This is a genomic window from Streptomyces sp. KPB2 (genome assembly GCF_003950055.1).
Classification (GTDB): Bacteria; Actinomycetota; Actinomycetes; order Streptomycetales; family Streptomycetaceae; genus Streptomyces; species Streptomyces salinarius.
The window spans coordinates 7,764,709-7,778,045 of sequence record NZ_CP034353.1; the positions used below are offsets into that span (position 1 = coordinate 7,764,709).

Below are 13,337 nucleotides of genomic sequence, written 5' to 3' on the forward strand. Positions count from 1 at the left end.
GCATCGATAACATTCCCAGAGTCTGTACTCAGTGATCACCTTCCTCGCGCGCCGGAGTTTCCGGCGCGCGGGCATGACCGCTGGAGCCGTCACGTGACCACCTCCTCTCCGGCTGCCTCCCCGTCGGCCACCCTGACCCACGCCGACGGCACCCTGCTGCGGAACGGGCGCCCGCACCGCCTCCTGGCGGGCTCGCTGCACTACTTCCGGGTCCATCCCGGCCACTGGGCCGACCGGCTCCGGCGGCTGGCCGCCCTCGGTCTGAACACCGTCGACACCTACGTCCCGTGGAACTTCCACGAGCGCACCGAGGGCGACATCCGCTTCGACGGCCCGCGCGACCTGACCGGGTTCGTCCGGCTGGCCCAGGAGGAGGGGCTGGACGTCGTAGTGCGTCCGGGCCCCTACATCTGCGCCGAGTGGGACAACGGCGGCCTGCCCGCCTGGCTGACCGGGACCCCGGGGATGCGGCTGCGCACCTCCCACGGCCCGTTCCTGGAGGCGGTCGACCGCTGGTTCGACGAACTGATCCCGCGGATCGCGGACCTCCAGGCCGGCCGGGGCGGACCGGTCGTGGCCGTGCAGATCGAGAACGAGTACGGCAGCTACGGCGACGACCACGCCTATGTCCGCCACGTGCGGGACGCCCTCGTCGCCCGGGGCGTCACCGAACTGCTCTACACGGCCGACGGACCCACCCCGCTGATGCAGGACGGCGGCGCCCTGCCCGGCCACCTGGCGGCGGCGACCTTCGGCTCACACCCCCGCCAGGCCGCGGAACTGCTGCGCTCCCGCCGTCCGGCAGAACCCTTCCTCTGCGCGGAGTTCTGGAACGGCTGGTTCGACCACTGGGGCGAGAAGCACCACGTCCGGCCGGCGGCCGGCGCGGCTCAGACCGTCGGCGACATCCTCGACGAGGGCGGCTCGGTGAGCCTCTACATGGCGCACGGCGGCACCAACTTCGGCCTGTGGGCGGGCGCCAACCACGACGGCGACCGCATCCGGCCGACCGTGACCAGCTACGATTCGGACGCCCCCATCGCCGAGAACGGCGCGCTGACGCCCAAGTTCTTCGCCCTGCGGGAGAAACTGACCGCGCTGGACGGCTCGGGACCCCCGCGCCCGCTGCCGGCCGAACCACCCGTGCTGACACCCCGCGAACTCCCGGTGACCCGGCACGCGGCCCTGCTCGGCGCGCTGCGCGCGAGCGCGGAACCGGTGCACGCACCACTGCCCCTGAGCTTCGAGGAACTCGCCCTGGACTCCGGCCTGGTGCTCTACGAAGCCCAGCCGCTGCTGCCACCGGGCAACCACGAACTGACCGTCACCGGCCTGCACGACCGCGCCCAGGTGTACGTCGACGACGCACCGGTCGCCGTACTGGACCGGGAGACGGCCACCTTCACCGTCCCCGGAAACGGAGCACGCGTCCGGCTGGCGCTGCTGGTGGAGAACCAGGGACGGATCAACTACGGCCCGCTGCTGGGCCTGCGCAAGGGCATCCTCGGCGGCGTAAGGGTGGAGCGGCGGCTGGTGCACGGCTGGACGATGCGTCCGCTGCCGCTCGACCGGTGGACGCCGCAGGACCTCGCCCGCCTCGCGGCGGCGGCCCCGTCGGACGGCCGGGCCGGTTTCGCCACCGCGGTCCTGGCCGTGGCCGAGCCCGCGGACACCTGGGTCGCCCTGCCCGGCTTCGGCAAGGGCTTCCTCTGGGTCAACGACGCGCTGCTGGGCCGCTACTGGGAGATCGGCCCGCAGACCACCCTCTACCTGCCCGGCCCGCTCCTGCACCCCGGTGACAACACGCTGACCGTGCTGGAACTCGAACGCCTCGGCGACCGCGTCACCCTGCACGACCGCCCCGACCTCGGGCCGCCGGAGGAATACGTGGAGACCTTCGACTGACGTCCGCGCGCACGGCGAGGTGCGGCCCACCCCTCGGGGCGGGCCGCACACGGTCGTTGACTCAGCGGGTGTCGGCGGGGCGTTCGCCCGGCGGGTAGCCCGTCGGCAGGTCCACGGGCACGCCGTACACGCGCATCTCCGCGGCGGCCGCGAAGGGCTGCTTGTTGAGGGCGTTGAGCGCGGTGAACCGGACGTAGGAGGCGCGGACCCGGTCGAAGGAGACCCGCTGCGCCTGCGGGACGTCCTTCAGGGTGCCACCGGCCACCGTCGTCCAGTCCTTTCCGTCGTCCGACACGGCGACCTCGTAGTCGGCGACGCGCCCGTTCGGGCCGCCGCTCTGCCGGCCCAGGTATCCGAACCCGTCGACGTCGGCGGCGCCGCCGAGCCTCAGCGTCACCCAGTGCGGATACGGCGCCCGGGAGGCCGTGTAGTCGGTGTGCCAGATGGTGCCGGCGTCACCGTCGAGGACGTTGGACACCGGTCCCTCGCCGGTCCCCGAGGAGGTGTTCTCCGAGTCGGCGGTCGCGGTCATCGAGCCCGGTGAGAGGACGGGTTCGTCGCTCACCGCGGCCCGTGCGTCGGCCGAGACGGTCCTGGTGTCCCCGCCGTGGGCGTAGGTGGCGGTCACCTTCCACGTGGGGGAGGCGTCCGTCGTGCCGGCCGGTGGGGTCAGCAGCCAGGCGGTGCGCACGGTCGCGCCCGGCCGCACGCTCTCGAAGAGGTTGCCGTCCTTCTCCTTCACCCGGGCCTTCCAGCCCTCGGGCAGGCCGGGGAGCGCGATGCCGACGTTCACCGCGTCGGCGGACTCGTGGTTGGTGAAGGTCGTGACGTACTCACCGGGTACGCCGGGGCTGAGCTCGACGCCGTTCGGTGCCGTGACCGCGGCGCAGGCGGCCCCGGTCTCCGCCTTGCCCAGGTCGGTCACGGTGAAGTCGTCGATGACCAGGTCGGTGCCGCGGGCGCTGCCGAGCTTGTGCAGGCCGACCCAGGTGTCCCCGCAGCCGGCGACGATCTCACGGGAGTAGGCCGCCGTGTCCAGGGCCGGCTCCAGGACGTCGCGGGTGATGTCCCGGGAGGTGGTCCTGCCGTCCGCGACCCGGTCGGCGCCCGTCACCCAGGCCCACTGCCCCTCGATGTTGGTCTGGTACGAGAAGGAGACCCGGTAGGTGTGGCCCTCCTCGAAGGGCACCGTGGCGGGGGTCGTGCGGTGGACCAGCCCGGTGTTCTCCGAGTGGGACTTCAGCGAGTGCCGGCCGGCCAGTACGTCGTCGACCGCCTTGCCCTTCAGGGTCCCGGAGTCGTAGGGGGAGTAGGTGTTCTTCCACTCCTTCTGGCTGTAGGGCTCGTGCAGCTCGCTGATGCTCGTGCGGGGGTCGGTGACGCCCCCGGCGTCGCCCTTGACGAACGGACCCCAGCCGGGCTGGTTGCCCTCGAAGTCGTCGTGGGCGATGACGGTGCCGTCCTTGCCGGTGGGGAGGGGCGCGGTGGTGTCCGCCATGACGCGTACGTCGTCCAGTACGACCGGGGCACTGCCCGGGACGGCCCCGAGGTCCACGGTGACCGTGCCGCCGCGCGGCGCGGTGAACGAGACGGAGGCTCGCTGGGAGTATGTGTCCCGCTTCTCGTCGGAGGCCATCTGGTTCCGCGCCGGGGTGATGTCGAAGGTCCGGGACTCCGTGTCCGTTCCGCCGTCCACCCGCAGCGTCGTGGCCCGGCGTGCGCCGGGGCCGATCTCGACGTCCGCGCCGAGCGTGTACCGCTTGCCCGGGGTCAGACCGCGGACCCGCTGAGAGACGCCGGAGGCACCGTCCCCCAGTCGCACCACGTTGTCGCCGTTGTCGGCCCGGACGATCCGCGCGCCGCCGCGTGCGTTCCAGTCGTCCAGGTCCCCGCCGTTGAAACCGGGGTCGGACAGCCCGGTGTGCTCGCCGTAGTGGGCGCTGCGGTGCGGTGCCTTGCCGCCGTTCGGCACGAGGACGTGCGGCCGGCCCTTCTCGGCGGTGACGGTCACCCGGCCGTCGTGGGCCTTCACCCGGGCCTTCTCCACCCGGCCCTGGTCGGTGAGTTCGTAGAGAGTGAAGTTCTTGTTGCCCGCGAACTGTTCGGTCAGTTCGAAGGTGTGCTCTCCGCCGGAGGCGCTGTAGAAGTACATCTTGTCGGCGTCGCCGGGCGAGGAGACGCCGTCGCCCTTCTTCGGGCTGCCCCAGGGGAGCAGATAGGTGTCGCCCCGCAGGACTTCGGCGTCGCCCATGGAGATCCGCCGCTCGCCGTCGACGGACTCCACGCTCACCCCACCGGTGAGCCGCGCGGACTTGCCGAGGTCCCAGTCCACCACCTCGTAGTGCTGGAGGAACTTGGTCGGCAGATTGTCGGTCCAGATGTTGCGGTAGAAGGCGTTCCAGTCGTCGTGACCGGTCCACCCCTCGAACTCGACGACGCTGGCCCCGCCGAGCAGCGGGTCGACGTTCCACACGTCGCGGTCGGCGTTGGCGATGAACCGGACGATGTTCGAGTTGATGCCCTTGTTGGTGGCGCCGCCGTAGTTCTTGTCGGCGGCCCAGTGCGACCACACCGAGGAGCCCTCGAACTTGTACGCCCACTCGGTGGCGACCTCGAAGCCCATCTTGCGCAGCTCGGCGGCGAGGCCGTCGGCCAGCCAGCCGCTGGAGTAGTAGGCGTCGATGTAGACGGTCCTGATGCCCGGCGCGTCTTTTCGGAGTTGCCTGAAGCGGTCGAGGACGGCGCCGGTGCCCAGGTCCTCGCGCTGGTCGATGTGGTAGGCCTGGTTGAGCCAGTCCCACCCGTTGGCCTGGCCCTCGACCATGTCCTCGGTGAAGGTCCTCGCCTGTGCGTAGGCCTCGGTGGCGTTGACGTGCACGGCGAAGTCCGCGTTGTAGTCGGCGCCGGTGCGGGTGAGCCGGTTCAGGTCCTTCCAGCCGCCCGCGCGGACGTTCTCGTTGCCGCCGTAGTCGGGGTGGGCGGAGTCGTGGCCCTCGCTCGCGTACCCCTTCTCCAGCACCCACTGACCGAGGTTGTCGGTGGCCATGGAGATGCGCTTGGTGTTGTCCAGCGTCTTGAGGAACGGGTTGGTGGCCTGACTGGCGAAGTTGAACGGGATCCGCTGGACCACGCGCTCGGGCACCCGCTCCGCGCCGAGCGGGCTGCGCATGTGCGCGCGGTGGGCGATGGCGCCGTCCTGCCAGTCGACCGTGCCGTCCCCGTTGGCGTCGGCGGCGAGGACCACCGTCGTCCGGGGCAGCTCGTAGGTGTCGACGCGGGGGTCGGTGGCGCCGTCGGGATGGTAGGTGTAGGTGCCGACCGACAGCTCCGCCCGGCGCCGGCCCTCGCCCGCGTCGACGATGCGGGACTGCAGGCGGCTGTTCCAGTTGGTGTTGTCGTCCTGCGGCGAGTCCTCGGTCGCGTTGGTGATGACGCCCGCCGAGAGCTGCGCGTTGCCGACGAACGCGTACGGGGTGCCGACCGGGCCCTTGTCCGGGGGCGTGTCGGCCGTGACGGGGATGAAGCGGTCGGCGGTCGTCGTCGAATCCGTCGAGATCCTCGTCCGCGCGAGGTTCGCGCCCGGGTCGGAGGAGTCCACGGACACCAGGGACTGACCGGGGATCGCGAGGGTGCGCACGGTCGAAGCGGCCTTGCCGGAGATCTCCTCGACGGCGAAGACGACCGTCGTGTCCTCGGTGACCGTGATCGTGGAGGTGATCGTGAGACCGGGCAGGTCTTCGAACACGGAGGTGTAGGTCGCCCTGTTGCCGTCCGCCGTCATGCCGGTGGTGGCACGGTGGGCCTCGCCGTTGATGGTGAAGCCGTCCAGCGCCGTCGGCTGCCCGCCGAGCGTGCGCCGTCCCAGCCGGTAGGAGATGACCTGCGGGAACTCCTTCGCCACGGTGACGGTCAGGCCGCCTTCGCTCAGTTCCACCGGCGTCGCCGCCGGCGCCGGGGCGGAGGCGGCCCGGGTCGGGGCCGCGCCCGCGGGGACGGCGGCGGCCGACAGCATGCCGAGGGTGAGGCCGAGCGCCGCGACGACGGCGCCGGACCGCGGCACCCGTCTGCGTCCGGGTGGGCGAGGTGACGAGGGTGCCTTGGTGTCCACTGGCTGACTTCCTCCTCGGTCGGACGGGATACGGGGTCGGCCTTCGGTCTCGGCGCGCGGTTCTCGCCGGGTGCCCACCGCGGTGTTATCGCTGCCATCCAGTCGTCACTTCGGCTGCCGGGTGGCTTAGGTGGCACTTGAGAGGGAGACCCGCTCACCCGAGGTGGGTGCTGGCGGGAACTATGGCAGAGGTTGTTATCGATGCCAATAGGGTTCACCTGGCTAGACTCCGAGGCGGACCATCACCTGCGCCGACGGCTCGGGGCCACGGTGTGAACGGAGAGGCGAGCGATGTCATCGGAAACGCCAGGAGCCGACGGAGTACCCGCGCACAAGCGGACGGTCGACGACGGCGTCGCACGGCAGCCCGGCATGACCGACGTGGCCCGGCTCGCCGGAGTCTCCGCCCAGACGGTGTCACGGACCCTGTCCGGCCATCCCAACGTTCAGCACGAGACCCGCGCCAAGGTGCTGGCCGCGGTGGAGCAGCTCGGCTACCGCAAGAACAACGCGGCGCGGATGCTGTCGTCCGGGCGCAGCCGGACGATCGGTGTCGTCACGCTGCAGACCACCTTCTACTCCCGCGCGAACCTGATCTTCGGCATCGAGACCGCGGCGCACGAGGCCGGGTACTCGGTCACTACCGCGACCACGGCGTCACTGGACACCGCGGCCATCGAGAGCGCGCTGTCCCGGCTCGCGGAGCAGGACGTCGAGGGAGTGATCCTCTCCGTGCCGCTGGTCCACGTGAGCCCGAGGATCGAGCAGCTCACGCGCTCGGTTCCGACCGTCACCGTCGACGGATCGAGGACCCCGGCGACCGAGGTGGTCGCCGTGGACCAGACGCTGGTCGCACGCCTGGCGACCCGCCACCTGATCGAATTGGGCCACGAGACCGTCTGGCACGTGTCGGGGCCGAAGGAGTGGCTCGACGCCGCCAGCCGTAGCGCCGGCTGGCGGGACACTCTCGAGAAGGCCGGACTGTCCGTGCCACCTGTGCTGGAGGGAGACTGGACCCCCGCCTCCGGGTATCGCAACGGACTGGTCCTCGGCAAGATCCCCGACGTCACCGCGGTGTTCGTGGCCAGCGACGAGATGGCCTTCGGAGTGATCCGGGCGCTGCACGAACTCGGCCGCAGGGTGCCGCAGGACATCTCCGTCGTCGGGGTGGACGACATCGCGCTCGCGGAGTACTGCTCGCCCTCGCTGACCACGGTGGCCCAGCCGTTCGCCGAGATGGGCGCCCTCGCGGTCGCCCACCTGATGCGGTACATCGCGGACCCGGCGGCGACACCGGAACCCGCCTCGGTCGAGCCCGTGCTGGTCGTGCGGGCCAGCACGGCGGCGATCGAGAGCTCCGCGGCACGGCAGCCCTGAACGGCGCCGGCCGCACCGGCTGACGCCGCGTCGGCCCCCGCACGGTCCCGGCTGCGGGGACGAGTGCGGCGGCCGGGCAGACGTCGCGGCCGTATTCATCCGATGTATGGTGGCGCCGCCGCCCGGACAAGGAGGTGTCACCGTGCCGGTCACCGACGAGGCGATCGAGAAGATCAAGGCCATGATCGTCGACGGCGAACTGCGCCCGGGGCAACGGCTGCCAAAGGAGGCCGTCCTGGCCGAGCGGCTGGGGCTGTCCCGCAACTCCCTGAGAGAGGCGGTCAAGGCCCTCTCGCTCATCCGGGTGCTCGACGTGCGGCAGGGCGACGGAACGTACGTGACCAGCCTGGAGCCGGGGCTGCTGCTGGACGCCCTGGGCTTCGTCGTCGACTTCCACCAGGACGACTCCGTACTGGACTTCCTCGACGTCCGCGGGATTCTGGAACCCGCGGCCGCCGCCAAGGCGGCCCGGGCCATGTCGCGAGAGGACGTCACCGCGCTCAAGGGCGTCCTGGACGGCCTGCCGAAGGAACCGTCCCTGGACGAACTCATCGCCAACGACCTGGAGTTCCACCGCCGGGTCGCCTCCGGCGCCGGCAATCCGGTGCTCTGCTCGTTGATCGAGGGCGTCTCCGCCCCGACCGCTCGGGCGCGCATCTGGCGCGGGCTGACCGAGGAAGGAGCGGTGGAGCGCACCCGGGACCAGCACCGGGCGATCTGGGCGGCCATCGCGGACGGAAACGCCGAACTGGCCCGTTCCTGGATGACGGTGCACGTGGCCGGCGTCGAGCAGTGGCTGCGGACCACCCTCACGGCCGGCGGATTCGCGCCCTGACGTGGCGCCCCCCCCACGCGTGACGTGAAGCGCCGGCGGGACGTCGGCACCACAAGAGGTCGGATGACTTCTTGCGAGGGTGCGGCGACCGCCCCTATCGTCGAGGCTCCGCGGAGACCTCCGGCGGCCGCAGGCGGTCACCCATGCGTGAAAGGCACCGAGTTGTCCGCAACCCAGGCGCGGATCACCGCCGTCGACACCTACGACATCCGCTTCCCGACCTCGCGGGAGCTGGACGGGTCCGACGCCATGAATCCCGACCCCGACTACTCCGCGGCCTACGTCGTCCTGCGGACGTCCGCGGGCGGCCACGAGGGCCACGGCTTCACCTTCACCATCGGCCGCGGCAACGACGTCCAGGTCGCCGCCGTCGACGCGCTGTCCCAGCACGTCGTGGGACGCCCGGTCGCCGAACTGTGCGCCGATCCCGGCACCCTGTACCGCGACCTGATCGGCGACAGCCAGCTGCGCTGGCTCGGACCCGAGAAGGGCGTGATGCACATGGCCGTCGGTGCGGTCGTCAACGCGGCCTGGGACCTGGCGGCCAAACGGGCGGGCAAGCCGCTGTGGCGGTTCCTCGCGGACGCCGACCCGGCGTGGCTGGTCTCCCAGGTCGACTTCCGCTACCTCACCGACGCCCTGACCCCGGACGAGGCCCTGGCCCTCCTGCGCGAGGGAAAGCAGGGCGCCGACGGCCGGGCCGCCGACCTGCTGCGCCGCGGATATCCCGCGTACACCACCTCGCCGGGCTGGCTCGGTTACTCCGACGAGAAACTCACCCGCCTCGCCAGGAAGGCCGTCGCCGAGGGCTTCACCCAGATCAAGCTCAAGGTCGGCGCCGACCTCGCGGACGACGTCCGGCGCTGCCGCGCCGCCCGCCTCGCGGTCGGGCCGGACATCCGCATGGCCCTGGACGCCAACCAGCGCTGGAACGTGGCCGAGGCCGTCGAATGGACCAAGGCCCTCGCCGAGTTCGACCCGTACTGGATCGAGGAGCCCACGAGTCCCGACGACGTCCTCGGGCACGCCACGATCCGGCGCGGCGTGCATCCCGTCAAGGTCGCCACCGGCGAGCATGTGCACAACCGCGTCGTCTTCAAACAGCTCCTCCAGGCCGGCGCCCTCGACGTCCTCCAACTGGACGCCGCCCGCGTGGCCGGGGTCAACGAGAACCTCGCCGTCCTGCTGCTGGCCGCGAAGTTCGGCGTGCCGGTCTGTCCGCACGCCGGCGGCGTGGGCCTGTGCGAACTGGTCCAGCACCTGTCGATGTTCGACTACGTCGCCCTCACCGGCACCACCGAGGACCGTGCCATCGAGTACGTCGACCACCTCCACCAGCACTTCGTCGACCCCGTCACGATCAGCGACGGCCACTACCGGGCGCCCACCTCGCCCGGCTTCTCGGCCGAGATGCACCGGGCCGGCATCGACACCTACCGCTACCCCGACGGACAGTTCTGGACGGCCGACGCCACCCCGGGCGAGCCCGGTACGGACAAGGAGGGCCACGCATGACGACCGACCTCGACGGGCTGACCGCCCTGGTCACGGGAGGAGCCTCCGGCATAGGACTGGCCACCGCCCGCCTGTTGAGCACACGCGGTGCGCACGTCGCCGTCCTCGACCTCGACCCGGGTGCCGTGCCGGCCCCCCTGCTCGGTCTCACCGCCGACGTCACCGACGACCACTCGGTCCGCGCGGCCGTCGAACGGGCGGCCGGAGAGTTCGGCGGCATCGACATCCTGGTCAACAACGCCGGCATCGGCGCCGCCGGAACGGTCGCCGACAACCCCGACGAGCAGTGGCACCGGGTCCTGGACGTCAACGTCCTCGGCATCGTCCGCACCACCCGCGCGGCCCTTCCCCACCTGCGGGTGTCCGACCGGGCCTCCGTGGTGAACACCTGCTCCATCGCCGCCACCGCCGGCCTGCCCCAGCGCGCCCTCTACTCGGCGAGCAAGGGCGCCGTGCTCTCCCTGACCCTGGCGATGGCCGCCGACCACGTCCGGGAGGGAATCCGGGTCAACTGCGTCACCCCGGGCACCGTCGACACCCCGTGGGTCGGGCGGCTGCTGGACGCCGCCGACGACCCGGCAGCCGAACGCGCCGCACTGTGCGGACGTCAGCCCACCGGACGCCTCGTCACCGCCGAGGAGGTGGCCGAGGCCATCGGCTACCTCGCCTCCCCGGCGGCCGGCAGCACCACCGGCACCGCCCTCGCGGTCGACGGCGGCATGGCCGGCCTGCGCCCGCGACGGCAAGCGTGACGCTCCGTCAGAACCGGCTCGGCCGCAGCGCGGTACGCGTCGGCGAACTCTCCTTCGGCGCGGCGGGGATCGGCAACCTCTACACCCAGGTCACCGACGATCAGGCCGAACAGGCCGTCACCGCGGCATGGGACGCGGGCGTGCGGTACTTCGACACCGCCCCGCACTACGGTCTCGGTCTGTCCGAACGGCGCCTCGGCGCAGCCCTGCGCGAGCGGCCCAGGGACGCGTACACCCTGTCCACCAAGGTCGGCCGGCTGCTCGAACCCGCGGCCGGGGACGGTACCGACCTCGCGGCGGGCTTCGCCGTGCCGGCCACCCACCGCCGGGTGTGGGACTTCAGCGCCGACGGCATCCGCCGCTGCCTGACCGAGAGCCTCGAACGCCTCGGCCTCGACCGCGTCGACATCGCCTACCTGCACGACCCCGACGACCACGCCGGGCAGGCCCTGCACGAGGCCTACCCCGCGCTGGAACGGCTGCGCGGCGAAGGCGTCCTCGGCGCGATCGGCGTCGGCATGAACCAGGCCGGTCCGCTGACCCGCTACGTCCGCGACACCGACGTCGACGCCGTCCTCGTGGCCGGCCGCTACAGCCTGCTGGACCAGCGCGCACTCACCGACCTGCTGCCGCTCGCCGCCCGCCGGGGCGTCGCGGTCGTCGTCGGCGGCGTCTTCAACTCCGGCCTCCTCGCCGACCCCCACCCCGGCGCCCGCTTCGACTACGCCCCCGCCCCGCACGAACGCCTGACTCGCGCCCTTGACCTCCGGGCCGTCTGCGAGCGGCACGCCGTACCCCTGCGTGCCGCCGCCCTGCGCTTCCCGTTCGGGCACCCGGCCGTCGCGAGCGTCCTGGTCGGCGCCCGCAGCGCCGCCGAGGCCAAGGACGCCGCCGCCCTATTCCACCACCGCGTTCCGGACGCACTGTGGGCGGAGCTCAAGGAACGCGGGCTGCTCGCGCCGCACGTCCCGACCCCAACCCGGGAGGCCTGATGCGCGTCCCGCACACCCGCGTGGGCGAGAACCCCGCCCTCCCGGTGGTGTGGCCCTCGTGACCCGGCGGATCATCGACGCGCACCACCACGTCTGGGACCTCACGGTGCGCCCGCAGCCATGGATCACGGGCGACGCCCTCGCCCCGCTCGCCCGCTCCTTCTCGGCCGAGGATCTCGCCGCCGAGGCGCGGGCGGCCGGCGTGGTCGCCACCGTGGTCGTCCAGACGGTGTGCGTGCCGCAGGAGACCCCCGAACTCCTGACGCTCGCCGCCGGGAACGACCTGATCACCGGGGTCGTCGGGTGGACCGACCTGACCGCGCCGGACGTCGCCGACGCGCTCGCCGCCCTGCGCGAACGGCCCGGCGGCGAGCGGCTGGTCGGCATCCGCCACCAGGTCCAGGAAGAACCGGACCCGCACTGGCTGCTGCGCCCCGACGTACAGCGCGGCCTGGCCGCGGTGGCCGCCGCCGGGCTGGTCTACGACCTCGTCGTCACGCCGGACGGGTTGGCCGCGGCGGCCGACGCCGCGGCGCGGTTGCCCACCCTGACCTTCGTCCTGGACCACCTCGGCAAACCCCGGATCGCCGACCGCCTGCTCGAACCCTGGGCCGCGGATCTGCGCCGCCTGGGCGCGTTGCCCAACACCGTCTGCAAACTCTCCGGCCTGGTCACCGAGGCCGCCCCCGGCACCTGGCGGACCGGGGACCTCCAGCCGTACGCCGACACCGCCCTGGACGCCTTCGGCCCGCAGCGGCTGATGTTCGGGTCGGACTGGCCCGTGTGCACGCTTCGGACGGACTACACGTCCGTCGCGCGGATCGCCGATGCCCTCACGACGGGACTCGGTCCGAGGGAGAAGGACGCGCTGTTCCACGACAACGCCTTGCGCGTCTACGGACTCGGCGGGTTCCGGCGTGACCGCCCCGCACGCCACGCAGCCGCACCGACGCGGCGCCCTCATGGTGCGTCGTAGGAGAACCTGTACCCGGCGAAGTCGGTGACGCGGACGTACCCGAGGCGCTGGTAGAGCGCGTTGCTGGTGGGGTTGCCCGGGTCGGTGAACAGGACCACGTTCGTCGCCCCCGCGGCCTGGGCGGCCCTGCTCGCCTCGGCCGTCACGGCCCCCGCGTAACCGCGGCCGCGGAGGTGGGCCGGGGTGTAGACGGGGTCCACCCGGACCATGCCCCCGACGACCGGGGTCGAGGCCGCCATGGAGACGGGGATGCCCTCGGGGGTCTCCCAGAAGGTGAACCGCCGGTCGCCGAAACGCGATTCCTCCCAGGAGCCGGCGTCGATCATGTCGAGGGAGGACCGCTCTCCGACGTCGACGCAGAACTCACGGCACCACCGCACGACTTGCTCACGGTCCCTGCCCCCGGTGAGCCGCCCCCGGCCGACCGGGGACCGTTGCGGCGGCGTGAGTGTGCCGAGGCGGTAGAGATGCGTCCGCCAGAAGAGCACCGACGCCGCACCCGTGTACCGCTGCCACGACTCGGCGAAGGCGCCGGCGGTGTCATGGTCCGCGACGACATGGGCGGGGCAGTGGCCGAGGGCGGCCAGGCGGGCAGCGAGGACCTCGGTCTGCCCGGCCGGGAGGGGAGTGAGGCCCAGGCGTCCACGAGCGGTGAGATAGAAGACGGCGCGGACCTCACCCGCCGACTCCAGCCGCCCGAAGACGCCGGATGCGGCTTCGTGATCGGCCGCCTTGCGTACCCGCAGCTTCTCCAGGTCCGTCAGCGGCGTGTTGTGCAGTGCGGCGCGCGAGCACAGGAAGTCCCCGGCTCGGGCGAGGAAGTCGTCGACGTCTTCGGTGAGGTGCCAGTCGTCCGAGAGCATGCCTCATGGTCCCG

General features: G+C 72.2%; 9 protein-coding genes. 7 read left to right on the forward strand and 2 right to left on the reverse strand.

Features of this window, described 5'->3' with window-relative positions:
- Window positions 1-93 precede the first annotated feature (93 nt).
- Window positions 94-1,905, forward strand: a complete 1,812-nt coding sequence (locus tag D1J63_RS35195; protein WP_125634636.1) for a glycoside hydrolase family 35 protein — start codon at window positions 94-96, stop codon at window positions 1,903-1,905.
- 61 nt (window positions 1,906-1,966) lie between these two features.
- Here D1J63_RS35195 and D1J63_RS35200 read toward each other — a convergent pair whose 3' ends face one another.
- The gene (locus D1J63_RS35200) at window positions 1,967-5,965 is read right to left on the reverse strand and encodes an endo-alpha-N-acetylgalactosaminidase family protein (protein WP_241235646.1); all 3,999 of its coding nucleotides are present in this window, start codon (window positions 5,963-5,965) and stop codon (window positions 1,967-1,969) included.
- 339 nt (window positions 5,966-6,304) lie between these two features.
- Here D1J63_RS35200 and D1J63_RS35205 point away from each other — a divergent pair, with 339 nt between their 5' ends.
- From D1J63_RS35205 to D1J63_RS35230, 6 genes are all read left to right on the forward strand, one after another.
- Complete coding sequence (locus D1J63_RS35205) at window positions 6,305-7,390, forward strand: LacI family DNA-binding transcriptional regulator (protein WP_125634640.1); 1,086 nt, start codon at window positions 6,305-6,307, stop codon at window positions 7,388-7,390.
- Between the two features lie 142 nt (window positions 7,391-7,532).
- Window positions 7,533-8,225, forward strand: a complete 693-nt coding sequence (locus D1J63_RS35210; RefSeq protein ID WP_125634642.1) for a FadR/GntR family transcriptional regulator — start codon at window positions 7,533-7,535, stop codon at window positions 8,223-8,225.
- A gap of 162 nt (window positions 8,226-8,387) precedes the next feature.
- Window positions 8,388-9,740 (forward strand): L-fuconate dehydratase, encoded by a 1,353-nt coding sequence (locus D1J63_RS35215; RefSeq protein ID WP_125634644.1) that lies wholly within the window; start codon window positions 8,388-8,390, stop codon window positions 9,738-9,740.
- Window positions 9,737-10,492, forward strand: a complete 756-nt coding sequence (locus D1J63_RS35220) for an SDR family oxidoreductase (RefSeq protein ID WP_125634646.1) — start codon at window positions 9,737-9,739, stop codon at window positions 10,490-10,492. The genes D1J63_RS35215 and D1J63_RS35220 overlap by 4 nt, the downstream gene beginning before the upstream one ends.
- Window positions 10,489-11,484, forward strand: a complete 996-nt coding sequence (locus D1J63_RS35225; RefSeq protein ID WP_125634648.1) for an aldo/keto reductase — start codon at window positions 10,489-10,491, stop codon at window positions 11,482-11,484. Before D1J63_RS35220 ends, D1J63_RS35225 begins: the two co-directional genes overlap by 4 nt.
- A 58-nt stretch (window positions 11,485-11,542) precedes the next feature.
- The gene (locus D1J63_RS35230) at window positions 11,543-12,460 is read left to right on the forward strand and encodes an amidohydrolase family protein (protein ID WP_241235647.1); all 918 of its coding nucleotides are present in this window, start codon (window positions 11,543-11,545) and stop codon (window positions 12,458-12,460) included.
- Here D1J63_RS35230 and D1J63_RS35235 read toward each other — a convergent pair.
- Window positions 12,445-13,323: a GNAT family N-acetyltransferase gene (locus D1J63_RS35235; RefSeq protein ID WP_125634650.1), complete on the reverse strand. Its 879-nt coding sequence runs from the start codon at window positions 13,321-13,323 to the stop codon at window positions 12,445-12,447. The genes D1J63_RS35230 and D1J63_RS35235 overlap by 16 nt on opposite strands.
- Between the last annotated feature and the right edge of the window lie 14 nt (window positions 13,324-13,337).

Bases quoted from the DNA above. Each gene is read 5' to 3' on its own strand.
- D1J63_RS35205 (WP_125634640.1), top strand. From the start codon at position 6,305: ATGTCATCGGAAACGCCAGGAGCCGACGGAGTACCCGCGCACAAGCGG.
- D1J63_RS35235 (WP_125634650.1), bottom strand. From the start codon at position 13,323: ATGCTCTCGGACGACTGGCACCTCACCGAAGACGTCGACGACTTCCTC.
- D1J63_RS35220 (WP_125634646.1), top strand. From the start codon at position 9,737: ATGACGACCGACCTCGACGGGCTGACCGCCCTGGTCACGGGAGGAGCC.